Origin of the sequence: Aeromicrobium fastidiosum (assembly GCF_017876595.1) — a bacterium.
Taxonomy (GTDB): domain Bacteria; phylum Actinomycetota; class Actinomycetes; order Propionibacteriales; family Nocardioidaceae; genus Aeromicrobium; species Aeromicrobium fastidiosum.
In genome coordinates this window covers 1,897,608-1,923,955 of the sequence record NZ_JAGIOG010000001.1, presented here as the reverse complement: position 1 = coordinate 1,923,955, position 26,348 = coordinate 1,897,608, and the positions used below count along the sequence as shown (strand labels likewise).

Below are 26,348 nucleotides of genomic sequence, written 5' to 3'. Positions count from 1 at the left end.
GAGCGAGCGCAGCGAGCGAAGGCAGCCGTCCGTGCGAAGCACGGCAGCGCTGAGGTACGAAGCGCTGGAGCGGCGACGCAGGAGCCGTACGGCCTATTCGACCGTGACCGACTTGGCCAGGTTGCGGGGCTGGTCGACGTCGTGGCCGAGCAGGCTCGCGAACTCGGTGGCGAAGATCTGCAGCGGCACCGTCGCGACCAGCGGCTGCAGGAGCGTCGGCACCTTCGGCAGGCGGATCAGGTGATCGGCGTACGGGATGACGTCGTCGTCGCCGTCCTCGGCCAGCACGATCGTGAGCGCACCGCGGGCCCGGATCTCCTGGATGCTGCTGACGGTCTTCTCCTGCAGCTGGTCGCGGCCCTTGGGCGGCACGACCACGAACACCGGCAGGCCCTCCTCGACCAGCGCGATGGGGCCGTGCTTGAGCTCGCCGGCTGCGAAGCCCTCGGCGTGGATGTAGGCGAGCTCCTTGAGCTTGAGGGCACCCTCGAGGGCCACGGGGTAGCCGACGTGGCGGCCGAGGAACAGGATCGACCGCGACCCCGACAGCTCGGCGGCGAGCTTGCGCACCTGGTCGCCCTCGTCGAGCAGGCGCTGGATGCCTGCCGGAACCTTGTCGATCTCGGCCAGGATGCTGGCGATCTCGTCGCCGTACTTGGTGCCCTTGACCTGGGCGAGGTACAGCGCCAGCAGGTAGCACGCGACGACCTGCGACAAGAAGCCCTTGGTCGACGCGACCGCGACCTCGGGGCCCGCGTGCGTGTAGATCACCGCATCGGACTCGCGCGGGATCGTCGAGCCGTTGGTGTTGCAGATCGACAGCACCCGCGCCTTCTGCTGGCGGGCGTAGCGGATGGCCATCAGGGTGTCCATCGTCTCGCCCGACTGGCTGATCGCCACAACCAGCGTGCTCTTGTCGAGGATGGGGTCGCGGTAGCGGAACTCCGACGCGAGCTCGACCTCGCACGGGATGCGGGTCCAGTGCTCGATCGCGTACTTGGCGACGAGGCCCGCGTACGAGGCCGTCCCGCAGGCGATGATGACGATGCGGTCGACCTCGCGCAGCTCGTCGTCGCTGAGGCGCATCTCGTCGAGCTGCAGCTGCCCGGCGGTCGAGTGACGGCCCAGCAGGGTGTCGGCGACGGCCTGCGGCTGCTCGTCCATCTCTTTCAGCATGAACCAGTCGTAGCCGCCCTTCTCGGCGGCGGACACGTCCCAGTCGACGTGGTACTCGGTGGTCTCGGCGGGGGCCCCGAAGAAGTCGGTCACCACGATCGCGTCGGGCGTGATCGTGACGACCTGGTCCTGGCCGAGCTCGACGGCGTCGCGGGTGAACTCGATGAACGCCGCGACGTCGGACCCGAGGAAGTTCTCACCGTCGCCGCGCCCGACCACGAGCGGGGAGTTGCGCCGCGCACCGACGACGACATCGGGCTGGTCGGCGTCGCAGATGACCAGGGTGAAGGCACCCTCGAGCCGCTGGCAGACCGCGCGCACCGCGTCGGACAGGTCGGGGGTGCGGGCCAGCTCGTCGTGCAGGAGGTGGGCGACGACCTCGGTGTCGGTCTCGGACAGCAGCTCGTGGCCGGCTGCCTCGAGCTCGGTGCGGAGCACCGCGAAGTTCTCGATGATGCCGTTGTGCACGACGGCGACGCGCCCCGTCTCGTCGAGGTGCGGGTGCGCGTTGACGTCGTTGGGAGCGCCGTGCGTCGCCCAGCGGGTGTGGCCGATGCCGGTGTGCGCCGTGGGCAGCGGGTGGGCGGCCAGCTCGGCGTCGAGGTTGAGCAGCTTGCCGGCCTTCTTGGACGAGTGGATCACGCCGTCGGCGACGAGGGCGACGCCGCCGGAGTCGTAGCCGCGGTACTCCAGGCGCCTCAGACCGCCCATGACGACGTCGAGGGCGGAGCGCTGACCGACATATCCGACAATTCCGCACATGGGGCCCAGCCTACCGGCGTCAGGTACGGGGCCGGCAGCGCCGATCGCGTCTCGGGGAGTTGCCTGACCGGATCGACGCTCCGGGCTTGGGCACCCACTGCTCTTTCCCCGCCTCAGGGTGCCACGACGCTGGCCTTGCCCTGCCGGTAGCGCTCCTGGCTCTCCTTGAAGACCTGGCCCTCCGACGACTGGTCGAAGCGCTCGCCAAGTATTCGATAGGTGTCCGGGTTCCCGTGCCCGCCCGAGAGTCCCCCCACGCCTGCGTCGCCGCGATAGGTGGCCGACTGGCCCGCCGTGTCACTGCTGAACAGGAGCCGAACGTTGTCGTAGGCCATGACGGGGTTGAACACGTCCAAGGTCCTCGCAGCACCAAGGTTCGGGACACGGTCCCCCGCCTGCTCCACGCTCAGCACGTTCACGCCGTGAAGGCGCGCGTTGGGACTGGCGTTGATCGGTGCCCCGAAGGTCACGACATCCGTGATGTTGTACTTGCCGGTCCCGGCGAAGTCCATCGCATGGACCCCGCCCTGGCTGTAGCCCACCATCATCACCTCAGCACCTTCGGGGATCGACGCCATCCGCCGTCGGACGTACTCGGCGGTGACCGTGTCGATCCCGCCGGTCGCGCTGATGGCGTCGTAGGCCGAGTGCGCGCGCCCCGGATTCAGCGCATCGCCGTCCGAGCCGGTCCCGCCCACGTAGACGACGTACCGCTCGACCCCGTCGTCTCCCGTGACCTTCACGAGGCGGACGCCGTGCTCGTCCGGCTTCATGTCGGAGTACGTCTCGAAGTCGTCCCCCAGTCCGGACGACGGCCCGAGCCGAGAATCTGACGAACCTGCACCCTTCGGCGACTGCGCGGATCCTGTCGAGGCTCCGCTCGCGCGACGCTGCTCCGCTGCGTTCTGCCGCAGGATGCGTGCACTGTCGTCGAGGGTTGCCGCGGTCTGCCGCAGGCGTGCACTGTGGGTCGAGTCCCAGTCGTGCCGGAAGCGGATCGCGACCGGACCCACCCACGCCGAGAGCTTGACCCCGGACGACACCGATTCCGCCTGGTGCCGCAGCCGGCTGGCGGCCTGCTCGAACTGCCCGGCCAGGCGCTCGAGCGCCTCGACATCTGCGCCGATCATCATCGAGAACCCAGACCGGCCATCTCGCAGACCATCCTCGACCACTCGTCGGCGATCGCCCCCTCGACGGCTCCGCTCGATTCCGTGGCAGGCAGCAACCTCACGGCCGCCCATCCTGAGCTCTCGTACCGCTGGACCGTCAGGACTCTCGAGTCCTCGACGACGACTGGGAGGAGCTCGACAAGGTCCTCTCGCGTCAAGGGTGCCTCGACGTTCATCACACCGCACCAACCGCCGCTGATCGTGACGACGAAGAATTGGTCGAACACCAATGCCACGTGCATCCGACCGGCTGCGTCCACTGCCGCGAGCCTGATGATGTCGCACCCATCCACCAAGTGACGAGCAGCCGCGGCACGCAGCTCCGCCACGGTCGCGAGGAACTCGACCTGGTCGGCCTCGCTCAGCGCGAGGAACCTGACCCCCAGCGCGGCATGCCCCGTCTCCCGAAGGCCTTCCGACGTGATCACCGCGCCTCCGAGGCACTCACTGACGCACGCCGTCAATTGATCGACAGAATCGATCACGGCGGCCAGTTCAGGAATCGTCATCAGCATCATTGCCATGGCCACTTCACCTTCTTGACCGAGTCGATCACTCCGCCGATCTTCTTGCCCGTGTCGTCCACCGCCCGGCCGACTGCCTCGCCGGTGTCGTGAGCCACTCGACCCGCGGCCTCGCTCGCGTCGTAGACGGCATTGCCGACCGCGTCCCCTGCTCCGTAGATCGGGGCCATGCCCGCGTCGCCGATCGAGTTGACGATGCCCATGGGGCCGTCGTACCGACGCACCATCGCATCGGCCTGCTCCACCGTCAGGTTGTTCGGATCGACTCCAGAACCGAAGACAGTGCGCACACCGCTCGCGAAATTCGCGTCAGTGACGTTGAATGCCTGGTCTGCGGCGGCGTAGCCGGCCTCGCCGACCTTGGTCCCGAACCACCAGGCAACCCCTCCACCTGGCACTCCGGCCGTCAGGACGTACGCCGCCATGTCCGTCCCGGCACGCCACGCGGCGGGCTCATCGCCGACGCCCAGCGCCTCACCCAGATCCTTGGCCGAGAACCCCGCGGAGAGGAAGCCGAGCACGCCGCCCGGCGTCTTCAACGACTTCGCGAGACCGCTGATCGGGCCGGCGAGCTCAAGTCCGTTGAGCATGCCCTTGACGTCCCTGAGCCTGGGGAGCAGACGGTCGGCATTCGGGTAGCCGCCCTCCTTCAGGACCTTCGTGACCTCCAGTGCGAGACCCGGGTTCTCGAGCGCCCAGGTCCGCATCAACTTCTCGATCGCGCGGACCTGCTCGGGGTCCAAAGAGTCGACACCAGTACCGGTGGCAGGTCGTGAGCCGACCCCCGCGAGGCTCGCGCTCGCGGCCTCCTGCGCGGCAGCGTTCTGCCGAAGGATGCGGGCGTTGCCCTCCAGCGTCGTCGCGACAGTCTTCAGGCGGACGCTGTGGTCGGAGTCCCACGAGGTGCGAAAGCGGACCGAGACCGGGCCGACCCATGCGGAGGCGCGGACGCTGTTCGACACGCTCCCGGAGACGGCCCGCAGGCGCTGCGCCGACTGCTCGAACTGCAGCGCCAGACGTCGCAGCGCCTCGACGTCCGCGCCGATCATGTCCGCCATGTCAGTGCTCCGACGCTCGGTGCTGCTCGTCGGCGCTCTGCTTGGCTCCGCGGGCGGCCTGGTGGAGTGCTGCAGCGGCGTTGCGCAGGCCGGCCGTGTGCGCGGTCTGCCACTCGTGCTCGAAGCGGGTGCGGTCGTTGCCCTTCCACGGGGTGACACTCAGGCCCTTGGTCAGCGATGCCAGGATCTGCTCGACCTCGTGACCCGCGGCGTCCAGCTGTCCTGAGAGTGCGCGGATCTGCTCGATGTTCATGCCGAACATCTGGTTCATGGCGGTGCTCCTTGACGTAGTCGGTGTCGCTGGGGGCGCGGCCGGCCCCGTCCATGCCGCGCCCCAGACGGGGTCAACCGTTCGCGACTTGCTCCTGGTCGTCCGCGTTGCGACCCGCGACTTGACCGGCCTGGCGGACCGCGGTCACGACGTGGCTGATGGCGGTCATGTGCTGCCCCGTCCAGTCACCCTCGAACGCGGTGCGGTCGTTGCCGACCCATGTCGTCGAGCTCATCAGTGACGTGATCTGGCGAGCAGCCTGCTCGATCTGCGTGGCGACGCTGTCCATGTGGCGAGAGAGGTTGCGCACCTCTTCGACGTTCATTCCGACCATGCCGGCCATGTTGATCTCCTTTCGTTCCCACCGAGGCCACCGTGACCGCGATGCTGTGCTGTTCTGGTGATCGCTGCTGCGATCACCAGAAATCTATGGGCGTCCCGGCACCTGGTCGATGGGGATCAGTCCCCTCACTCGGGCAGGCACAGCTGCACCCGCTCCGCCCGTCCGGCGTCGACGACCATGCCGCGTCCGGGCGGGAACTCCGAGCGGTTGGTCCGCGGGAACTGCTGCTTGAACGCCGTCTGCCCGTCCATGTCGTCGGGCTGCAGTGCCATGCCGCGCCGACCGGCCTTGAAGGCGTTGCCGAGCATGTAGGCGTTGCCGAGCGCCGAGACCTCCGACTCCCCCACCACGAAGGCACCGTGGTCGAGTGCCGTCTTGACCAAGCCCTCGAGCGACGCCTCCGACGGGGTGCTCGCCAACGCGTCGATCCCCTCGATCACGATCACGACCGGCCGCGCGTCGGACGCGGCAAGAGCTCCGGACTGCAGCCTCCCGCCAAGATCCATGGCGAGAACGCCGATCTCGTCGTCACCGAGGGCCACATCGCCCCAGGCGTCGACGTTGCGCAGGACCGTCCGACGGGTGCCGAACAAGAACGTCTGGGCCTGCGGCGAGCTGCGCCGGCAGGCGCGCACGAGCGTCGCCAGCGCGGTCGTCCTGCCGCTGCCGGGGGGTCCGACCACGAGGAACGAGCCGTGTGGTGCCACGGCGAACGGCTCGAGGTCCTCGTCGCTGATGCCGACGACGACCCGTCCCCCACGCTGCGCCGGCAGCTCGGACAGCGTGATCCGCTCGGCGAGCCGCTCGATGGGCCGTGCGCGGACCCGCCCCCGAGCGGTCAACGCCTGCGCGAGCTGCGCCGTCTCCTCGGCCTGCCGTGGCAGGCTGGCAGACGCCCCGAGGACCGCGATCTGGGTCTCGAGACCGTCGATGATCCCGCGACCTGGAGGCGACTCGGCCGACAGGACGTCCGACGGGACACCCGCCAACGCGTAGTCGTTCTGGTCGGACAGGCGCAGGATCAGGCGGCGCTGGATCGTTGCCGCGAGCGAGGCGGGGATCGCTCCCGGACGGTCGGCGGTGACGATGAAGTGGATGCCGACCGCGCGCCCGTCAGCGGCGAGCTGTCCGAACAGCGTGTAGTAGGCGCTGCGCGGGCCGAGCTCGTACTCCTGACGGAACGCGGGAAGGCCGTCGAGCAGCACCAGGATGCGTCGCTCGTCGTGCTCGCCGGTGCGCTCGCGGAACTCGGTCACGGTGGACGCACTGGCCGCGGCGTAGCGCCGGGCACGCCCGTCGACCTCGTCCCTCAACCACCGCAGCAGCCGTCCGACACGTTCGTGGTCGCTGCCGCTGATGACAGCACCCACGTGAGGAAGGTCCGCCAGCATGCTGAGCCCCCGCGAGCCGAAATCGAGGGCGTACACGTCGCACGGTCCACCCCGCATGGTGCCCGCTGCCGCGACGCCCAGCGTGCGGAGCACCGTGCTCTTGCCGGAGCCGCCGGTGCCGATCACGGCCATGTTGCCGTCGGTGTCGGGGCGGAAGTGCACGAGCCGGTTGCTCTGCTCGTGCGGGACGTCCTGCATGCCCAGGACCAGCTCGGTGTCGGTCCGCTGCGGGATCTGCGTCAGGTCGTAGACCGGTGCCAGCACCGGGAGCCACGGCTTGCGCGGGGACGCCAGCTCCAGCACCCGCGCGGCCGAGATGATCTGGTCGACGGTCCGGTTGAGATCGGTCTCGGGCTCAGGACCGGCGGCCTCGGGGGATTCGTCAGCCGCCGCGGCGAGCAGGCGCGGCACACCGAATGACAGCGTCTCCACGTCGAGTGCCGGACGCGGTGCCACGTCCGGCGTGCTCCCACCGACGTACAGCGACTGGAAGACCGTGATGCGGCCCGGGCCCGTCTTCGCCGCGGCCCGGCCCGGGATCGCCGGGTCGAACCCCGCCGACATGGCATCGCCCAGGACGTCGACGGAGTCGTCGGAGTCGGCCATGCGCAGGGCGACGCGCAGGTTGGTGTTCGCCCGGAGGTTGCCCTTGATGACTCCCGACGGCCGCTGGGTCGCGAGGATCAGGTGCAAACCCAGCGAACGACCGCGCTGGGCGACATCGATGACACCGTCGACGAACTCCGGGATCTCCTGCGCGAGGGCCGCGAACTCATCGACCACGATCAGCAGGCTGGGCAGCTGTGGAGCGTCCGGCTTCTTCTCCAGATCGATGATGTCCTTGGCCCGGTGGGTGGCCAGCACCTCTTCGCGGTACGTGAGCTCGGCGCGCAGGGACGTGAGCGCACGCCGCACCAGGTGCTGGTCGAGGTCGGTGACCAGTCCGACGCAGTGGGGCAGCTCGGTGCACCGCGCGAACGCGGATCCGCCCTTGTAGTCGACGAACAGGAACGTGACGCGTTGCGGACTCTGCGATGCAGCGAGAGCGAGGACCCACGACTGGAGGAACTCGCTCTTGCCCGAGCCTGTGGTCCCGCCGACGAGGGCGTGCGGCCCGTGCGTGCGGAGGTCGAGAGCGAAGGCGTCACCGGCGGACTGCCCCACGACGGCGCGCAGCGAGTAGCCGCCCTTGGGCACCGCCCCGCCCACCAGGGTCGGGTCGTTGGCGGTCCACCGCTCCGTGACGGACTGCGGACTCCTCCCCAGGTCGGTTCCCATCGACGCCAGGAAAGACACCGTGCGCGGCAGGTCGCTGTCGTCCTCGACCCGGGCCCCGGCGTCCACGACGGGGGCCAGTCGGCGAGCCAGGTGCCCGGCCACGTCCAGTGCGAGCGACTCGCAACGGATCGGGTCGACGATCTCGGAGAGGTGCACCTGGCCGGACTCGGCACGGCCCGCCTCGTCGAGCTCGACGAAGGACCGACATGCCGCAGGGACCTGTGAGACCGACCCGGCACACCAGAGGACGTGGACGCCGACCTGCGGGCCCGTCTCGGCGAGGCTGACGAGCCGTGAACGGTCGATCGGGGCGTCGTCCATGACGATCAGGACGATCCGGGGAAGGGGGGCCGGTGCCGCGCCGCCGGCCGAGAGTCCTTCGGCCCGCTCGGCGCACAGCTCCTCGAGCTGTGCGACGAGCTTCGCGGCGGTCGTCGCGCTGTCGGCCAGCGACAGGTCCTTCAACGGCGAGTGCGGCGACCCCACGTGCGGGAGCCACTTGAGCCAGTCCCATCCGCTGACGGTCAGGGTGCTGCCGACCGCCGCGATCGCGACCTCGGACGGCGAGTGCAGGCACGCGATCTGCGCGACCAGGCCGCGGGCGACGTCCGACATGACGTCGACCGGTCCGGCGATGCCCAGGCCACCGGCATCGGTCAAGGAGGCCACGACCGGGACCGCGTCGATCGTGGAGAAGTCCCGCTGCAGCTCGACCAGCCGCTCCCAGTCGGCGGCCTTGGACCGCCGGCTGTGCGGCAGCTTGATCGTGGTGCGGGACGTGACCCGGCCGATCCCGAGGCGGACGTCGAGGAAGCCGGGACGATCGACCCGTCGCGACCACAGCAGGCGGCCCAGCTCCTCGGTTGCCGTGAGGCTGTCGACAGCCGAGGGTGCCTCGGCGTACCGCGACAGCCGTTCCTCCTCGCCGAGCCGCTCGAGCTCGGCCCGCATTCCGGCGACCGAGTCGGCGAACTGAGCATCGGCCTCCTTGGCCTCGGACCGCGCCTGGCGTCTTTGATCCACGAAGGCGCCCACCATGAGCAGTGGGCTGAGCGCCAGCATCACGAACATGACGGGCGAGACGTTCTGCTTGGCCAGCTTGGTCACGAAGAACATCGCCCCGGCGACGAGCAGCGGGCCGGCCATGGCGATGATCGGGAACCGTGACGGCCGGACGGGTCCGGGTGGTTCAGGCGCGTCGATCTCCCGGGCACCGAAGATGCGTTGGACGACGGGCGACCGGTTGAAGCCGACCGTCGCGTGGCCGCCGCCCTTGAGCCGGCTGAGCGGGGCGATCGTGAGGACCGTGTCGCCGATCTCGACCAGCTCGTCCGGCCGGACCTCCGCGCGCTGGACCTGCTCGCCCGCGATCGTCGTCCCATTGGCCGATCCGAGATCGATGACCTCGATCATGTCGGTCACGCTGATGCGGATGTGACGCTTGGAGACGAAGGAGTCGCTCAGCTGCACGTCCGACGACACGTCCCTGCCCACCTGGGTGCTCCCGGAGGGAAGGTTGAACTCCCGGCCGGCGTCCGGACCGCTGTGGATCCTCAGGAGCGCCTTGGCATCGCCGCGCCGGTGACCCGCTGCGTCGAAGAGCTCGGCCGCCGAGGCGAGAGTGACCCGTGTGCCCGAGGGCAGGGCGGACTCGCCGATCGGCGCGTGGGGATCGAGCAGGACGGGCGAGGACGATGCCGACTCGGTCGGCAGACCGTGGACGCGAATCGTCACGTCGCCGTCGAGCGCCGACGCCACCTCCACCCGGGCGGCGATCTCGGCGGCCAGGTCGCCGACGGTCGCCGCCGCGTCGGCCGTGATCATGACGTCCTCGTCGGCGCCGAGTCCTCCGATCGAGAGCTTGAGCTTCACGAGCTGGTCCGGACGGTCAGCTCGAAGTCGCCCAGCAGCACGACGTCGTCGGCTTCGAGCGTCGTCCGCTCGCCCGTCTTGACGTCGATGGCCTCCGCGCCTCGCCGGACCAGGACGCCGTTGGTGGAGTTCCAGTCCTCGATCCACGGGTGGCCCGCCTCGACGCCGACGACCGCGTGCGTCTTGGAGACGGTGCGCTCGGGATCGTCGACCGACCAAGCCGACGAGCCGGGCACCAGCGCGGACTCGGGATCACGCCCGACGACCGTCGCGCCAGCCAGGACCAGCGGGCTGCCGATCGACGGTGCCAACGACCACGTGACGGTCGCCGGGGAGTGCCGGGTCGCGAGCCGTGTCGACTCGTCGACGGGGGCAGGCGAGAGGGCCGGTGTCGGCACGGCCGCAGGAGCCGGAGCGACGACCGGGGGCGGCGCGACGCCGGGTGGGGGCGACACCATGACCGGCGGGGCCGAGACGACGCCCGGGACAGACGCGGGTAGCACCGGGGGCACCGGGGGGCCGACGTGCACCGGCGGGACCTTCGCGACCGGCGGGACGCTCGGGCGATGCGGTGCCGCGACTGCTGGAGGGGTCGCCGTGGCGACGGGAGGGAGCGTGACCGGGAGGACGCCCTCGGCTGCTGCGACGGGTGCCGCCGGGGCGGGGCGGTCGACTGCCTCGGCGAGGACCACGACCGACCTCACGGCGAGGTCGTGCCAGCCCTGGCGGCGCGGGTGCCCGTTCGCCACCAGTGCGTCCACCAAGAGCCCGATCCCGCACGTGAAGCCACTGATCGCGCTGAGCACCAGTCCGCGGGCGATCGCGCGTCCCCACCCGATCGGCCGGAGGGTGTCCGCGTCGACGAGTCGCAGACCGACGATCTTCTTGCCGGGCGAGTATCCCTTCGTCGCAGTCGACGAGAGCACCACGATCCCGTAGACGAAGATGCCGAGATAGCCCACGAGGCCGGCTCCCAGGGACACGCCGCCGGCCAGCAGGCCGGTGACCACGAGGAGCACCGCGACGATGGCCCCGTCCAGCAGGTAGGCACCGACTCGCTGGCCGATGGTCGCGTAGTCGGTGGGGCCCACCGTCGTCTGGGTCGTGCTCATCGTCGTCCCTTTCGTCGAGCTGCTGAGGTCACTGCACTGCGCGCGGTCGCGCCGGCGCCCGCCACCCGGCGGCCGAGGCGCGACGACGCGACCCGGATGCCGGCCGTGCGGGCTCTCGCGACGCTGGACCGGCCCACCGACCTCCACGGGATCGAGGCCGGGGAGAGCCAGGCCAGTGGCCGGCGCCACCACGGCGCGTCCTTGCGCATGCGCTTGAGAGCCGTCCGGACGTCGGCCCAGTACGCGTCGACCTCGTCCGCGCTCGGATCGACGGGGCCGAACACGTGCCGGTCCGCCACCGTCGCGAGAGGCGGCAGGTCGGCTCGCGGATACCGTCCCGCCAGCACCATGCTGCTCTCGACGCGGGTCTGGCTCCGCGGCAGTGTCGTGCCGAGGTCGCGAGCGCGGTCGGCGACCTCGCGCCACCCTCCGGACATCCGGACGAGCAGGTCGGGATCGCGGCGGCGACGCAGCCGCCGGATGCGCTTGATCAGGGCGAGGGCCCACAACGGCGACAGCAGCAGGAGGATCTTGCCGGCGACGATCACGTACCCGAGGATCTTCAGCAACAGCTCCCACGCCTGGCCCGAGAGGCTCTTGCCCGCTCCCTCGGGGGCAGCGCCCTCCGCCGTGGCCGGTTCCTTCGGCAGGATCGGGGGTTGCACGACGTTGGGCTGCGGCACAGGGTTCGGGTCCTCCTGGAGGACTGCGGGCTGCTGGTCCTCAGGTGGCGTCGGGTCGAAGGCGACCCATCCGGTGCCGACGAACCTGACCTCGACCCACGCAGCGATGTCGCCTCCCACGAAGTCGGGTCCCTTGTCTGCCTCGAGTCCGAGGACGACGCGCGCCGGCATGCCGAGCGACTGCAGCTCGAACGCCATGGCAGAGGCGTACTGCTCGTCATTGCCGATCATGCGGGACGGGTCGGCGACCAGATCGGCAAGCCGCTTGGCACCGTGCCCGGAGGCGGTCGCGAACGCCTCGTCGCGCCTTCCGTCGCTGTAGAAGCCTTTCGTGCTGAAGCCCTGTGCCACGGCCGCCGCGATCTCCGCGTCACTCGAGGCACCTGCCTGCGCGATCCAGGTCTGGGCGAGCTTGTCGAGCTGCGGCAGCTGACGTGCCGGACGATCGAACGCCACGGAGCGGTCGGCGGCCGCATCCGACGGTGCTGACCCGGCAGCCGGGGTCGGCGACCAGTCGACGGTGTAGACGTCGCCCGCCGCGACGCCGCCGATCTGCGCGATCGCCCCCGTGCTGTCGTTGCGCAGGAGCTGTCTGGCGGCATCCGGGTCGCCGTTGCTGGTGAGCGAGACCCCGGACGCCCCACCGATCGTCGGGACCCACGGGCCGGCGTAGTCGTCGATCGTGATCGTGACCGTGGTGGACGACTGCGCGGGAGCGGCCCGGTCGAAGGCGCTCGAGCCGCTCGATCGGTCGAGCGTCGAGACGTTCCAGACGATGCCGTCGAACTCGTCCATCGTGGCGAGGCGGACCCGCGCTCCGTCCGGCAGTCCGTCGATGCGGAACAGGTCCTTGTCGTCCTGGGTCAGGTAGTAGCTGCGGTACTTCGACAAAGGGCTCTTGAAGTCGAGCTGCTCCAGGGGCGGATCGACGTGGTCGCGCAGCACCTCCCGGGTCGCATCGCCGGCGGTGGCGGCGTTGACGCCCCACCCGGCAATCGCGGCGACGGCCACGACCGACGTGGTCAGCAGGATCCGCCGCGGCCAGGAGGTGCGGACCGATCGGAGGGCACGCCAGCGGATCCACACCAGCAGCACGATCGTCAGTGCGAGTCCGCGCACGACCGGCAGCTCGGTACCACGCGTGCCGAACGTCGCCGCGACCGCGAACATCGCGACGACGCCGAGCCCGGCCACCGACGGCCATCTGCTCCGCCAGAGGAACGTCGCTGCCAGGGTCGCGCCCAGGAGACCGACGACCAGTGGCACGACGAGCACCTGGAAGCTGTCCGTCAACGGGACGGGCAGGGTCAACGCATTGCGCCAGCCGTCGACCGTCCCCGTCAGCAGGTCCCGTTCGGCACGTGCCGTCGGGATGATCCCGCCGAGTGCCCGGTCAGGTGCAGCGAGCGCCGGTCCGACGAGGCAGTAGGCGACCGCGAGCAGGAGCGCCGTGAGTACCGCGCCCCATCGCAGACGGCGTGCCAGCAGCGTCCCCGCCAGGCCGATCACGATGCCCCCGAACGCCGCCACGACCCAACGGAGGCCGTCGAAGGCGTCCGCGAGCGGGGACATCGCTGCCAGCGACAGCGCCGCGAGCAACGCCGCGTCGGTCAGGACCAGGCGGGGGCCGAGGGGCTCCTTCTCGGTCATGCCGCAAGCCTTCGCATGGCCGTCCCGAGATCGTCGAGGTCGGCGATGGTGCTGATGTCGACATCGCCGATCGACCGGATGCTGGGCTCGCCGCCGACGTCGGCACGCACCACGATGGTGCGGACGTCCAACGGCAGGAACCGCCGCACGCGACGCAGCTCGGCGGGATCGACGACCGATCCGCACAGCACCACGGCCACGCTGGCACCCTGCACCTCGCGCCCGAGGCGGCGTGCGACGTCGGACAGCCGCGCGGCGTTGCGCTCGTAGTCGACGCCTGACAGCTCGTCCAGCAACGCCTTCGCGTGAGGTGCTCGCAGGTGGCGGCCCGACGTCGCTGCCGAGATCTGCTGGTCATCGGCGAACGCCTGGACGCCGAGCGAGCCGGCCGCTGACACCGCGAGCTCGAACTCCTCGTCGGAGGCGTAGTCGTCGAGCCGGGTGCTCAACGCGACCAGCAGGTGGGACCGGCGGGTCTCCTCGAACTGGCGGACCATCATGGTGCCCGTGCGCGCAGTCGTCTTCCAGTGGATGTAGCGACGGTCGTCGCCGGGCACGTAGGCACGCAGCGCGTGGAACGCGACGTCGCTGTCGGTCAGCTTGCGGATCGTCTGGCCCTCGAGGTCGCGGATGAAGCCGGCCGCGGACCCCTGGATACGGACGGTGCGAGGGTGCACGTAGAGCAGCTGCTGATCGGTCAGGTCCTGCTCGCGGCGCAGCAGCGCCAACGGGTCGGCCCGCACGGTGCGCACCGGTCCGACCGTCAGCACGGCTCGCCGGGACGTCGGGATGGCGAACAGGTCCTCGTGCTCGACCTTGCTGCCCAGTGACGGCAGGTCGAATGCCGCCTTGGCCGGGCCGACCGGCAGCTCGATCGTCATCGGCAGGCTCCGTCGCGCCGACTCGTTCGTCAGCACCAGGCGGCCGTTGGCCCGCTCCCCCACCACGACGCGGTCACGGGTCAGGTCGAGCCGGGCGACGAGCTGGTGGCTCCCGAGGACGAACACGGCACACACGGCCAGCAGCGCGAGGACGAACAGTGCCGCCACGCGCAGCTCGACCCAGTCCAGGCGCGTCGCGGAGATCGCCGCCGTCACGGCCAGCGCCCCGACGGTCCAGGCTGTGGTGGTCACCACCGAGGTCACGGGACGCACCGCAGCGCGCGGTCGCTCCGTGCGGCTCTCGACCCATGCCGCGCCGTCGAGCACCAGGCCCACGAGTCGTCGACGCGCCGCAGTGACGCGCAGGGTCACCGGGCGGTGGTCCACCCCAGCTGTCGTCGTCATGCCGTCGCTCGCTCCTGCGGCGTCGAGACCTGGCCCAGGATCCGGTCGAGGACCTTCTCGGCCGTGTTGCCCCGGAACTCCTCCTCCGGGTCGAGCACCATGCGGTGCGCCATGACCGGCTGGGCCAGCGACTTGACGTCGTCTGGGAGGACGTAGTTGCGCCCAGACGCGGCGGCCCACACCTTGGACGCCCGCACGAGCGCGAGCCCCGCCCGCACGCTGCAGCCCAGCAGGACGTCGTGCGCGTTGCGGGTCTCCTCGCCGAGCGTCGAGATGTACTCCAGCAGGGCCGGCTCGACGTGCACCTGGGCCGCGAGGTCGATCATCGTGGCGACGTGCTCGGTGCTGATGATCGGATCGAGCACCAGCCCGCCCCGCCCCTGGGGTGCCTGCGCCAGGATCTGCACGGTGCTCGCGTGGTCGGGGTAGCCGATCGACGACTTCATCAAGAACCGGTCGAGCTGCGCCTCGGGCAGGCGGTAGGTGCCGGCCTGCTCGATGGGGTTCTGGGTCGCGATGACCATGAACGGCCGTCCGACGAGGTGGGTCACGCCGTCGACGGTGACCTGCGACTCCTCCATGACCTCCAGCAGCGCCGACTGTGTCTTGGGAGAGGCGCGGTTGATCTCGTCAGCCAGGACGATGTTGGCGAAGATGGGTCCCTGGTGGAACTCGAACTTCTGCGAGGCCTGGTCGAAGATCGTGACGCCGGTGACGTCGGACGGCAGCAGGTCCGGCGTGAACTGGATGCGGTTCTGCTTGCCGTGCAGCGTCTGCGCCATGGCCCGGGCGAGAGACGTCTTGCCCGTGCCCGGGTAGTCCTCGAGCAGCATGTGGCCCTCGGCGATCAGGCACGTCATCGCGAGCTGGATGACGTGGGTCTTGCCCACGACGGCCCGCTCGACGTTGGCGACGAGCTGGCCGAAGGTCGTGGAGAACCACGCGGTCTGGTCGGGTGTGAGTGTCATGAGCGTCCTTGAATCCGTTGGATGTGGGTCTGTGCTGCGGGGCGCGATGTGCCGTCAGGTCGTCACGGTCACCACTGGATCGATCCGGTGATCCCACCGACGTTGACCGAGACCGTCCCTGGCGTTCCGTTGACGTAGTAGCGCAGGAGCCCGCGGCCATCGCCGTTGACGGTGAAGCCCTTCGGGTCGACGCAGCCACTTGCGCCCTCGCACCAGTTCGAGTTGCCGTTCATCGAGATGTCGGCGGACTGGCCGGAGTTGCTGACGAACCCGGCCACGTTGATGTCGACGAAGTAGCAGTTGTTGCTGCAGCCAGAGATGCTCTGGGCTGGCCCCTTCGAGACGCTGACAGTCCTGGCCTGCGCCGTCCCGCACAGGTTGCCGCTCCAGCTGGACCACCTGCCGCCGGCCATCGCACGAGCCTGGACGCATCGCTGCTCACCACCCTGGTTCGTGGCGATCGTCGTGCTTCCGCCATTGCCGCCCGCGTCGCCCGTGGCGTCGCCCTTGAACTCGGTCTTCTCGATCGGGCGACCGTTGGGCGTGCCACCGGTCCAGCTGATCGTGGTCGACCTGTAGCCCTGGGACGAACCGTTCGACCCGGGTGCGCCGGGATCGCCGAACGGCCTGAACACCGAGCCCGACTGCGCGCTGGCACCTTGCTTGTCGCCCTGGCCCGTCGGCTCGGTGACGGGCGTGATCCGGACCCACTGACCATCGTTGTGATTGCCGTTGAAGGTGACGTCGATCGTCGCGGAGACACCCTCGCCTGAGCTCTTGGCCGGTGCCGTGAAGCTGTTGCCGTCCTGCGTCTGCACGAGGTACTTCGTGACCGGGAACCCTCCGCTGTCCGAGGGGGTCGTGAACGACAGCTTGCCCGACTTGTCACCGTCCTCCCCGCTCTGCTGCAGGTTCGTCGGCGCCTTCGCGAGGTCGTACACCGTCACGGTGTTGCTCGAGGTGACCCACTCGTCCGCGACGCCGGCCTTGTTGACGGCCTTGATCCGCGCCGTGTACTGCTTGCCGTTGGCCACCGTGAAGTCGGTCGCGAGGTCCGCGGTCTGCTTGGAGGCCGCCACGACGCCGTCGCCGAGCACCTCGACCTGGTAGATCTGGATGCGGTCGGGGTCGCCGCCGACGTCGGCGGGTGCGTTCCAGGCGACGTTGACGTGGCCGCTGCCGTTGCCGTCCGGCGGATCGGCCGTGATCTCGAACGGAGCCACGGGTCCCGGCTTGGTGAACGGCACCGCGGTCTCCGACCAGTTCGACCACGGGCTCTCGCCCTTGGCGTTGACCGCCCGGGCACGGAACTTGTAGGCCGTGCCGTTCTGCAGCGATCCGAATGAGCTCGTCAGCACGCCGCCACCGAAGGTCGTGACGTCACCGGGCGACTGCTGCACCTCGTACCCGGTGATCGCCGATCCGGCGTTCTGCGGCACGACCCACGTCACCGCGAGCTTGCGATCGCGTGCCGGGAAGGTCGTCGTCGGATCGATCGTCGGGGCCACCATCTGATCCGGCGCGTCGTCCGGCGTGACGGGAGACGACTTCGAGCTCTCCTTGCTCCAGCCCTTCTCGTTGGAGGCGGCGACGGTGAAGACGTACTCCGTGCCGGGGTCGAGACCGTCGATGACGCACTGCGTCCCGGTGCACGACCTGGTTCCGCCGTTCCAGGTGACCCGGTACTCGGTGATCTGCTTGCCGTTGTCGTCCGGGGCCGACCAGCTGACACGGACGGCGTCCGGTCCTGACGGATCAGCCGTGGGACGGCCCGGGGCGTCGGGCTTGTCGGACACCGTGACCTCCACCCGTCCGGAGATGCTGCGCGAGGCGAGTCCTGAGCCGTCGTCCATCCGGAAGCCGGCCGCGACCACGCCGTCGAACCCCTTGGCCGGCGTGACGACCAGGGTCGTGCCACGCGCGGCGACAGTGCCCCTGCCCGACAGCACCGTCGGGGACGACAGCGACTTCTTGTCGTCGGGGAAGGGATCGGTCACGATCTGGTCGAGGACGTCGACCTCGCTCGGCTCGCCGGCCGTCCCCTCGAGGGAGATCGGGCTGACCAACGTCATCAGCGGCTTGGTGGAGTCGACGACACGTACCTGCACGGTGCCGGTCGACGGATTCGCGACCTTGCCGTCGCTCACGAGGACCGTGAGCTCGACGGTGTCACCGACCGTGGCGTCCTTGGTGGCGCTGACCTTCAGGACGTCGCCGTCGACCTGCCCGGCGACCCCCTTGGTGCCGTCCTTGACCTCGAACGTCAGGTCGTCGTCGTTGGCGTCCTCGGCCAGCCGCGTGAGGTCGATCTCTGCCGGCTCGCCGCCCCCCGCGACGGTCACGCTGGTCGATCGCACGACGGGTGCGACGTTGCCGAGGGGCTTGACGTCGATCGGGACGGTGATCTGCGAGACGAGTCCCTCGGGGTCGTTCAGGTCGGCGCCGTCCGTGACCTCCAGGAGCATCGACGCGGGCCCGTGGTACTGCTTCAGCGACCGGAACGACAGCGTCTGGTCGTCGGTGCTCGACTCGGTCTTGCCGTCGCCGTTGACGACGAGCACCTGGTCGCGACGGGCGATGCGCGGTTCGTGTCCGTCCCTCACGTTGATGATGTCGCGCAGCGAGATCTGCTTGACCTCGCCTGCCGTGACCCTGACCGGAACCTTCGACTGGTCGAGCACGGGCGCGACCGAGTCGGTGCCGGCGACGTAGACGAAGCCGAAGGAGGCCTGGTCGTCGGAGTCGACGAGCCGATAGGCGACGACCTGGTCCTTGTCCGAGAGCGTGACCTGCATCGTGCGGCCCAGGACGGTGCCGCCGGCCAGCGGCTCGAACGTCAGCGCGGCCTTCGACCCGTCGATGTCACCGTCGTTCGACAGCACCGCGACGTCCACCGTGTCGCCGGGCTTCTTGCCGGCGATCTTCGACAGCGCGACGGTGTCGTCGTTGGCGATGGGCGCGTGGAGCGGAGCGCGATCGCTGGACGTGACCGAGAGCGTGGCACGCGACTGGCCGCCCAGCCGGTCGGTGACCGCGTACTGGGCCGTCGCGATGCGCTCGGACTGGCCGTCCAGCGACGGCGAGGTCAGCTGGACGAAGTCGCCGGCGATCTTCGCGTCTCCACCCGCGGACGAGTTGACGTCGGGGAGCAGGCTGAAGCCGTCACCGTCCGGGTCGGTGTCGTTGTCGCGCACGGGGTACTGGATCGTCCGACCGGGCCGGACCGTCACCTCGTCGTCGAGCGCCGTCGGTGGCTGGTTGACCGGCTCCCGCGGGGCCACGCCCACACGGACCTCGACGCGGCCGGAGGCACCGTACTGGTCGGAGACCTCGACCATGAACGAGTCCGTCCCGACCGAGTCCTCGTCGGGCTCGTACTCGACCCAGTCCACGCCGGTGCGGACGATCCGCCCGAGCTCTGGCTGCTGGGCGATCGCGCTGAACGAGACCGGGTCACCGTCCGGGTCCGAGTTGTAGGCACTGATCGGCACCCGTACCTTCTTGCCGCCGATGGCCCGGTCCTCGATGGGCCCCGGGCGAGGTGCCTGGTTGCCCTTCGCGTCGTCGGGGCTGATGTTCAGCACGACCCGTGCCGTGGCACCCGCCTGGTCGGGGTCGTGCGTCGTGTAGCCGAAGTCGATCTCGGTGCGTCCGTCGTCGGGCACCATGATCCGGACGGCCGAACCGGTGGCGATCACGGGGACGTCGGCAGGCAGATCGGTCAGGTCCTGTCCGTAGACGCTCAGCTTGTCGCCGTCGGGATCGACGTCGTTGGCCAGCACCGGCACCGTGATGATGGTGCCCGCGCGCGCCGGGAACTGATCGGCCAGAGCGACGGGCGGCCGGTTGCGATCTCCCTCGCTCGCCGTGACGGTGATCGAGCCGTCGACCTGGTTCTCGCCGTCGGAGAGGTGGTACGTGATCTCCTGCTGCGCCTCGAGCGGGGCGACCGACTCGACGCGGACGAACTGCTTGTCGACCAGGGAGGCCTTGATGCCGTCGGGCACCTGTCCGAATCCCCGGACGACGAGCACGTCACCGTCGGGGTCGGAGTCGTTCGCGAGGACGTCGACGAGTGCCGAGCCGCCACCGACCAGGGTCGCGGTGTCCTTCTCCGCGACAGGAGGGTGGTTGATGCGACCGACGGCGATGGCGTCGACGCGGATGACCTGTGGTTCGGACGACGCGGCCGTGTTGGTCGCGACGTACTCGAGGTAGTAGGAGCCGGCCTTCGGGGCACGGACCGTCCCGGTGCCCTTGGTCGCGTCGAAGGCGTACTCGACGTCTCCGCTGCTGGCTGCCTGGGCGCTGAGGCTCGTGAGGGTCATGGTCCCTCCGAGCGGATCGGAGTCGTTGGTCAGCGGATCGAGCAGGATCGTGGATCCGGCGATGCCTGTGACACGGTCGGGCACCGTGGTCGGTGCGGCCTTGCCGGGATCGAGGACCGTCACGTCGACCTTCGATGTGATGGACTCGCCGCCGCCGCGCAGCGTGAAGTCGATCGTCTTGGCCGCTCCGCCAGCACCGTCGTCGACGAACGTGATCGTGCCGTCCGGACGGAAGCGCACGTCTCCACCCTTGCTGGAGGCTGCCGTCAGCACCACGGTGTCCCCGTCTGGGTCGAACCAGGCCGGCAGGACGTTAGTCCGCGCCTCGAACCCGCGAGCGACCTCGAGCTCGTTGGTGCGCTCCTCGAACTTCTTGGGCTTGGAGTCCTTCTCAGAGCCGACGACCGCGAGCGTCACCGGCGCCTCGCTCTCGGGATGGTCCGGCTGACCATCGGTCACGGCGTAGGTGAACTCGACGTCGCCGCGCACCTCCGGTCCGATGCGGGCCTGGACCTGGGTGCCGTTGCCGACCACGCTGAGCTGGACGCCTTGGGCATCGGTCTGCAGGGTGGGCGAGATCGTGAGGATGTCACCGTCCGGGTCGGTGTCGTTGACCGTGACGGGCAGCACGACCGTGGTGCCCGGCCGCGCCCCGAAGTCCTTGTCGGCCTTGGCCGTGGGGGGCTCGTTCTTGTTGGGATCGCGCTGCTTCTGCTCCTCGACCTCTTCCTTGTCCTGCTTCTCGCGGGGGTCGATCATCTCCCAGTTGTCGACGATCTCCATGCCGGCCTGGACCATCCACGAGGTGCCACCAGCCGCGTCGTTGAGCACGACGACGTCGCGGTTGACACGGAAGACGAGCTCCGCCTGGTCGCTGAGCTGCGGGATCTTCTGGGAGCTCGCCTTTGTGCCGCACACCTGCTCGAAGCTCGCGGGTGCCGCCGGGTCGAGCCAGGCTGCGTAGGTGCAGCCCGCGACGACGACCGGCGCTGCCGGGGCTCCCTGGACCGTCACGGTCGAGACCTTCTCGAGGTCACCTCCGTCCAGACCTGCCCGGTACAGGGCCGTGGGCGTCGCGACGAAGAAGTCCGACGGTTGGCCGTCCTCCGTGCCCTGCGGCTGCTGCAGCTGCGCCTCCGCGCCTCCCTCGACCTCGAGTGCGCCGCCACCGGCGCGATGGACGGTCGCGCTGCCGCGGTCCAGCACGACGGGCCGGTCTCCGACGATCGTCATCATGGCGTCGTCACCGATCTCGGCATCGAGATCGATCGCCGCGCCCTTGACAGCCGCGCCGTTGGCGTCCAAGGACACCGGGACGACGGCCCCGTGCGCCCGGTCGAGGAAGTAGGCGGTGCCGTCAGCGCCGACGCTCACGACGCTCTTGGGACCGAGTCCCTTGACGACCGCCGGGTCCTTGACCGTGAAGCCGCTCATCGAGGTGCTGGCCTTGACCCAGCCGAGGCCCGACTGCGTGTCGACGATCGCCACGGTGCGACGCCCGGCCGACACGGTCACGGTCTTCGGCAGCTCGAGCGCCTTGCCCGCCGTGCCTCCGGCGACGTCGACGACCATGACCCGCTTGTTGGCCCCACCGCCGAGATCGACGACCTGGACGTCAGCCGCCTCCTGGTGCAGCTCGGTGCCCGCGGACCGCGTCAGCACTCCCAGGTCCAGCTCCTTGACCTGGGAGTTGAGTCGTCCGATGATTCCCGCGCCGTCCTTGGTGACCCACACGCTGCCGTCGTTGAGATCGACCTTCGAGATGGGCAGTCCGTCGGCGTTGACGGCCAGCACGACGAGCACACCGGCGACCAGGGTCAGAGCCGTGCCGGACGCGACACGACGCGAGGCCCGCCCCTGCCGCAGGCGGATCAGACCCGTCGTGAGCGACGTGGCGTGGGAGCGCAGGTTCATCAGGCGGAGTCCTCTGTGGTGTCGTCAAGGAGAGGCAGGTGCTCGGGCCGCACCAGCCGCGCCGCGACGGCGTACTCGACGAGTCGCGCCCGCCGCTGGGTGGCCAGCTGGCCCGATCCGCCGCGCAAGCCCTTGACCCCGGCACGCGAGAACTTGTCGCAGACGTTGTCGAGCTTGCGGTTGAACGTCGTGATGCTCCAGCCCAGGCGCGCGGCGATCGTGGCGTTCGACGGCACGTCGCTGGCACCGGTGCCTGCACGTCGGAGCGTGTTCTCGGCCAGCCCCAGGACGAGCCGGAACTGGGACGGGGTCAGGTCGACCGCCCCGAGGGTCGCCTCTCCCACCGCGGACGACATCGGATCCGCGACGGTCTCGAACACCGGGAGGTCGGTCCTCACCCCGATCTCGTAGGTCGTGTCGCCGGCGGTGAACAGCACGGAGATCGCGGGCAGCACGATGGGCAGGCGGACACCGGGACCGATCCAGGACTGCAGCGTGCCGGCCCCTCCGCTCACGGTGATCGACAGCCGGGAGCCGACGTTCGTGATCCACCAGAATCCCTGGTCGTGCGTGAACTCGACGAGCTTGCGGTGCAGGAAGACGTTGTCCTCGTCGATCACCAGATCGGCCTCGCGTCCCGCTGCGAAGCTCGTCCCTGCCGCGAGGAGGTGCTCCTCGCCGCAGAACTCGACGACCAGTCCTGTCATCGTCGCTCCTCCGTCTCCTGTGGAGGACAGTCCAGCCGAGATGAGGGGGTCCTCGACAGTCGTCGGTACGGGGGACGGCACGAGTGCCGGACGCGTGGCAGTCACCGGTTCACCTCGCAGCCGGCAAGCGGCTCGGACGCCGTGCCGGCGCGCACCGCAACGACCTCGATGCATGCGATGTCGCCGGGCGCGGTCTCGACCCTGGCCGTCAGATCAGTGACGGGTGGACCCGCCGCCGAGAGCTCCTGGGGGCCGGGGCCGGTACGGACGAGGTAGCCGTCGTCGCCACCGTCGCCGCCGGGCGACCACGTGAAGACCACGGCGTCCTGGCCGCTCGTGTGCCGGAGTCCGACCGGAGGCAGCACCGCGGCCCCGATGACGTCGTCACCGCTCGGGGCGGAGCGGGTCGTCGGGGGTGCTGCCGCCGGGCCCGGCGAGTCGTCGCTGCCCCCCGTCAGCACGGCCACACCGACGGCACCGGCGACGACCAGCGCGAGACCTGCCCCGACCGCCAGTGCCCACGGCGAATGACTGCGGTCCTGCTCGGCCGCCGGTCCCTCCAGCGATGTGGCCGGTGCCAGGAAGTGCGATCCGTCGGTCCGGTCGGCGACGGCCGGACCGCCTCGTGCCATCGTGTCCGGGACCGGCTCGGCACGCCGGGCCGCGTCCTGGCGCAACGCTGTCCGTTCGTCGATCGGCGGGGGTGTCGCGGTCTGGATCACGACCGGCCGCACCCGCGTGCCGGCCGCGTCGTCGGGGACGATGATCTGCACGGGTCGGACCTGCGTGCGGTGCTCGGAGTCCTGGGCCGACGCAGCCGCGGGTGACGCATCCAGCACGTCGATCCTCGTCTGGCCGAGGTGAAGCCTCGTCTGGACGTCCTGCAACGACCGCGCGAACGCCATCGCCGTCGGATGGCGCTCGCCGACCGACTTGGACATCGCACGAGCGAGGACGTCCTGGAGGGCCTCCGGCACGTCCCCCCGGTTGATCCGCTGCAGGGGCTGCCGCTCGATGCGGCTCATGAGCGTCGCGTTGTCGTTGGCCGCACCGTCGACCTCGAAGGGCGACCGTCCCGCGAGGAGCGAGTACATCGTCGCGGCCAACGAGTAGACGTCACTGCGCGGGTCCGTCGGCATGTCGTCGCCGAAGGCCTCGGGCGGTGACCACGGGACGGACAAGCCGTACGACGTGTCGTGGGCGTCGGCGGCCGTCCCGGCGATGCCGAAGTCGGTCAGCATCGGGGTGCCGTAGCTGCTGGTCAGGATGTTGTGCGGCTTGATGTCGCGGTGCAGGATGCCCGCGCGGTGCGCCGTCTCCACCGCGCCGGCGATCTTGATCATGGTCTCGAGCGCCTCGGGCACGGCGAACCGTTCCGCCCTGAAGCGGCCCGCCAGGCTGGGCGGCGGGCACAGCTCCATGACGAGGTAGGGGCGGCCGTCCTTGCTGACCCCCACCTGGTAGATCGGCACGATGGACGGGTGCCCGGACAGCTGGGCCATGACGTTGGCCTCCGCATGGAACTGCTGCTGCGAGGGCCCCTCGAGTGCCGACTCGAGCAGGACCTTGACCGCCACCTGGCGGGTCGGCATCAGCTGCCGGTAGCGGAACACGTCCGCGAAGCCGCCCTGCCCGATGAGGTCGACGAACGTGAATCCGTCCAGGACCGGGGGCACGCCGCGCTCGGCCACGTCAGTGCCCCGCCGTGATCGTGATCGTCACGGAGATGTCGTCCGACAGCTTGAGGACGCTCGCATCTGGCACGACGACGCCGAGGCCCTTGTCGAGCCGGCGGCTCGCCTCACCCGGCGCGGTCAGCAGCGTCCCGTTGGTCGACAGGTCCGTGACGACGACAACGCCGTCCTCGATCGCGGCGGACAGGTGCGTCCCGGAGACGTACGGGTTGTCGATGACCACGAGGTGCGGCATCTCGGCGCTGCTGGCACCGTGGGCGCGGGGTGACCTGCCCACCACGACGGGGCGGTCCAGCTCGACCGAGCGGCCTGTCGAGAACGTCATGGTCGCGCGCGCCGTCGGTGCCGACACGGCCGCTGCGGACACCCGGGGCGGCGAGATCCGACCCGCCAGGAGCGCGGCGCGCTCGACGGCCGTCGTCGTGCGTCCATCGTGGTCGCCGAGCACGGAGGCGGGAGAGGCCGGCTGCGGCTCGACCCCGGCGGGGAGCGACTCACGCACCGCGGCGTCCTCGAGCCGCCGGCCGGGCACGGTGACGCCGAACATGGCGTCGAAGCGCGAGTCACCGACCTCGGCGATCGTGGCACCGGGATCGTCGTCCCGTGTCGCGGCGGGCTGCATGTCCGGCTCCGGCTCCGGCTCCGGCTCGGGGTCAGGTCGCGGCTCGGGTTCGGGTTCCGGTTCGGGTTCCGGTTCCGGTTCCAGTTCCGGTTCCGGTTCCAGTTCCGGTTCCGGTTCCAGTTCCGGTTCGACCGCCTGCTCCGTCGCGATCGGCGCCGTCCCGACCACGACGCGACTCGCCATGACGACACCTGCGCGGATCGGCACAGCTGCCTCCTCCGTCGCGGGCCCCGCCTGCAGGTCGACGAGCGTCGTGTCGGTCCACGCGATGGTGCGCTCGATCCAGGTCGACACGGAGCTTCCGTCGAGGGTCTCGGTTCCGCTGTGGTCCGTGACCGAGATCGAGCACGATCCTCGGGTGAGGATGGTCGCCGAACCGTCCCTCAGCAGGACGGCGCAGAAGTCGGGGACCGAGGCGATGCCGTCGGCCGTCATGACCTCGAGCATCTCTTCACCGGTGAACGACCCCGACGACATCACGTCCCACAGGGCGACCGCTGTCTCCAGGCCACCGTGGGTCAGCACCACGCCACCTCGTCCCACGATGGCGGCCGCCGTGCCCGGGGCGTAGCAGAGCCCGGTCACAGCGCCGACCTCAACGTGTCCTCGTCGAGCCTGGTTCCACCGGTCAGCGTGGTCTCGTCGACCGCCTGCACACCCACGGCGTCGATCAGCAGAGCCGTCACGTTGTCCCGCCCGCCTGCGGCGAGGGCGGCAGCGATCAGCGCTTCCACGGCGTCGTCCGGCGAGGGGACGCTGGCCAGCACCCGACTGATCTGGTCGTCGTCGATCTCGCTGCTGAGCCCGTCCGAGCAGAGCAGCAGCCGGGCTCCCGGCAGCAGGGGAATCATCGCGAACTCGGCGACAGCGTCCTCCAGTGCGCCGATCGCACGGGTGATGACGTGTCGGTCCGGATGGTGGCGCGCCTCTGCGTCGTCGATCTCGCCGGCCTCGATGAGCTCCTGGACCACGGAGTGGTCACGGCTGACCTGCTCCAGCACGCCGGCTCGCCACGAGTAGGCCCGCGAGTCGCCCACGTTCGCGATCAACCAGAAGGGGACGTCGTCCTGCCGTGTGTAGCCCGCGGCGACCAACGTGGACCCGGGTGCCCCCCGCTCGCCGGGCGACAGGGCGTCCACGAGCGACTTCGCGCTGCGGACACAGCGATCCATGTCAGCCATGGCGACGTGCGTGGTTCCGGCGAGCTCACGGAACGCCTCGATCACGAGATGACTTGCGACGTCACCGGCGTCGTGTCCGCCCATGCCGTCGGCGACGACGAAGACCGGCGGATCGATCGACCAGGCGTCCTCGTTGTGACCCCGGACCAGGCCGACATGGGTCCCTGCCGCGGCACGGACCGCAAGCGCGTCGCCGCCGCTCGGCGTCCAGGACAGGCACGCTGTTGGTTCTGGGGACACGACCTACCTCTCGATGAATGCGCGCGCCGGCATGACGCGACGATGCTGGCAGAGCACTCATGTGGCGCGCAGGCAGAACCGGGCGGTGTCCTCGTAATTGGGGACACCACGTGCCG

Annotated in this window: 16 protein-coding genes; all 16 read right to left on the bottom strand. The window is 70.1% G+C overall.

The window, feature by feature from the left end:
- Nucleotides 1-93 precede the first annotated feature (93 nt).
- Nucleotides 94-1,938, bottom strand: coding sequence for a glutamine--fructose-6-phosphate transaminase (isomerizing) (gene glmS, locus JOF40_RS09550; protein WP_129185691.1), 1,845 nt, complete (start codon nt 1,936-1,938; stop codon nt 94-96).
- 113 nt (nt 1,939-2,051) lie between these two features.
- Nucleotides 2,052-3,068, bottom strand: a complete 1,017-nt coding sequence (locus JOF40_RS09545) for a WXG100 family type VII secretion target (RefSeq protein WP_149712872.1) — start codon at nt 3,066-3,068, stop codon at nt 2,052-2,054.
- A complete protein-coding gene (locus JOF40_RS09540; protein ID WP_129185689.1) occupies nt 3,068-3,634 on the bottom strand; it encodes a hypothetical protein in 567 nt (188 codons plus the stop codon). Before JOF40_RS09540 ends, JOF40_RS09545 begins: the two co-directional genes overlap by 1 nt.
- Nucleotides 3,625-4,692, bottom strand: a complete 1,068-nt coding sequence (locus JOF40_RS09535) for a WXG100 family type VII secretion target (protein WP_129185688.1) — start codon at nt 4,690-4,692, stop codon at nt 3,625-3,627. Before JOF40_RS09535 ends, JOF40_RS09540 begins: the two co-directional genes overlap by 10 nt.
- A gap of 1 nt (nt 4,693) precedes the next feature.
- Nucleotides 4,694-4,963, bottom strand: a complete 270-nt coding sequence (locus JOF40_RS09530) for a hypothetical protein (protein ID WP_129185687.1) — start codon at nt 4,961-4,963, stop codon at nt 4,694-4,696.
- A gap of 73 nt (nt 4,964-5,036) precedes the next feature.
- On the bottom strand, nt 5,037-5,306 hold the full coding sequence (locus tag JOF40_RS09525; RefSeq protein WP_129185686.1) for a hypothetical protein: 270 nt from the start codon (nt 5,304-5,306) through the stop codon (nt 5,037-5,039).
- Between the two features lie 125 nt (nt 5,307-5,431).
- Nucleotides 5,432-9,847: a type VII secretion EssC family protein gene (locus tag JOF40_RS09520; RefSeq protein WP_129185685.1), complete on the bottom strand. Its 4,416-nt coding sequence runs from the start codon at nt 9,845-9,847 to the stop codon at nt 5,432-5,434.
- The gene (locus tag JOF40_RS19995) at nt 9,844-10,959 is read right to left on the bottom strand and encodes an RDD family protein (RefSeq protein WP_129185684.1); all 1,116 of its coding nucleotides are present in this window, start codon (nt 10,957-10,959) and stop codon (nt 9,844-9,846) included. The genes JOF40_RS09520 and JOF40_RS19995 overlap by 4 nt, the downstream gene beginning before the upstream one ends.
- On the bottom strand, nt 10,956-13,292 hold the full coding sequence (locus tag JOF40_RS09510; RefSeq protein WP_129185682.1) for a transglutaminase TgpA family protein: 2,337 nt from the start codon (nt 13,290-13,292) through the stop codon (nt 10,956-10,958). Before JOF40_RS09510 ends, JOF40_RS19995 begins: the two co-directional genes overlap by 4 nt.
- A complete protein-coding gene (locus JOF40_RS09505) occupies nt 13,289-14,578 on the bottom strand; it encodes a DUF58 domain-containing protein (protein ID WP_129185680.1) in 1,290 nt (429 codons plus the stop codon). The genes JOF40_RS09510 and JOF40_RS09505 overlap by 4 nt, the downstream gene beginning before the upstream one ends.
- Nucleotides 14,575-15,546 (bottom strand): AAA family ATPase, encoded by a 972-nt coding sequence (locus JOF40_RS09500; RefSeq protein ID WP_129185678.1) that lies wholly within the window; start codon nt 15,544-15,546, stop codon nt 14,575-14,577. The genes JOF40_RS09505 and JOF40_RS09500 overlap by 4 nt, the downstream gene beginning before the upstream one ends.
- Before the next feature lie 68 nt (nt 15,547-15,614).
- Nucleotides 15,615-21,788, bottom strand: a complete 6,174-nt coding sequence (locus tag JOF40_RS09495) for an Ig-like domain-containing protein (protein ID WP_129185676.1) — start codon at nt 21,786-21,788, stop codon at nt 15,615-15,617.
- The gene (locus JOF40_RS09490; protein ID WP_129185674.1) at nt 21,788-22,495 is read right to left on the bottom strand and encodes an FHA domain-containing protein; all 708 of its coding nucleotides are present in this window, start codon (nt 22,493-22,495) and stop codon (nt 21,788-21,790) included. Before JOF40_RS09490 ends, JOF40_RS09495 begins: the two co-directional genes overlap by 1 nt.
- 101 nt (nt 22,496-22,596) lie before the next feature.
- A complete protein-coding gene (locus JOF40_RS09485) occupies nt 22,597-24,186 on the bottom strand; it encodes a serine/threonine-protein kinase (RefSeq protein WP_129185672.1) in 1,590 nt (529 codons plus the stop codon).
- Nucleotide 24,187: 1 nt separating this feature from the next.
- Nucleotides 24,188-25,396, bottom strand: coding sequence for an FHA domain-containing protein (locus JOF40_RS09480; RefSeq protein ID WP_188111874.1), 1,209 nt, complete (start codon nt 25,394-25,396; stop codon nt 24,188-24,190).
- A complete protein-coding gene (locus tag JOF40_RS09475) occupies nt 25,393-26,232 on the bottom strand; it encodes a PP2C family protein-serine/threonine phosphatase (RefSeq protein ID WP_129185667.1) in 840 nt (279 codons plus the stop codon). The genes JOF40_RS09480 and JOF40_RS09475 overlap by 4 nt, the downstream gene beginning before the upstream one ends.
- Nucleotides 26,233-26,348: the final 116 nt, after the last annotated feature.

What these genes read in the sequence shown, in the direction of transcription:
- glmS (WP_129185691.1), bottom strand. Translation starts at nt 1,938, where the DNA reads ATGTGCGGAATTGTCGGATATGTCGGTCAGCGCTCCGCCCTCGACGTC.
- JOF40_RS09545 (WP_149712872.1), bottom strand. Translation starts at nt 3,068, where the DNA reads ATGATCGGCGCAGATGTCGAGGCGCTCGAGCGCCTGGCCGGGCAGTTC.
- JOF40_RS09540 (WP_129185689.1), bottom strand. Translation starts at nt 3,634, where the DNA reads ATGGCAATGATGCTGATGACGATTCCTGAACTGGCCGCCGTGATCGAT.
- JOF40_RS09535 (WP_129185688.1), bottom strand. Translation starts at nt 4,692, where the DNA reads ATGGCGGACATGATCGGCGCGGACGTCGAGGCGCTGCGACGTCTGGCG.
- JOF40_RS09530 (WP_129185687.1), bottom strand. Translation starts at nt 4,963, where the DNA reads ATGAACCAGATGTTCGGCATGAACATCGAGCAGATCCGCGCACTCTCA.
- JOF40_RS09525 (WP_129185686.1), bottom strand. Translation starts at nt 5,306, where the DNA reads ATGGCCGGCATGGTCGGAATGAACGTCGAAGAGGTGCGCAACCTCTCT.
- JOF40_RS19995 (WP_129185684.1), bottom strand. Translation starts at nt 10,959, where the DNA reads ATGAGCACGACCCAGACGACGGTGGGCCCCACCGACTACGCGACCATC.
- JOF40_RS09510 (WP_129185682.1), bottom strand. Translation starts at nt 13,292, where the DNA reads ATGACCGAGAAGGAGCCCCTCGGCCCCCGCCTGGTCCTGACCGACGCG.
- JOF40_RS09505 (WP_129185680.1), bottom strand. Translation starts at nt 14,578, where the DNA reads ATGACGACGACAGCTGGGGTGGACCACCGCCCGGTGACCCTGCGCGTC.
- JOF40_RS09500 (WP_129185678.1), bottom strand. Translation starts at nt 15,546, where the DNA reads ATGACACTCACACCCGACCAGACCGCGTGGTTCTCCACGACCTTCGGC.
- JOF40_RS09495 (WP_129185676.1), bottom strand. Translation starts at nt 21,788, where the DNA reads ATGAACCTGCGCTCCCACGCCACGTCGCTCACGACGGGTCTGATCCGC.
- JOF40_RS09490 (WP_129185674.1), bottom strand. Translation starts at nt 22,495, where the DNA reads ATGACAGGACTGGTCGTCGAGTTCTGCGGCGAGGAGCACCTCCTCGCG.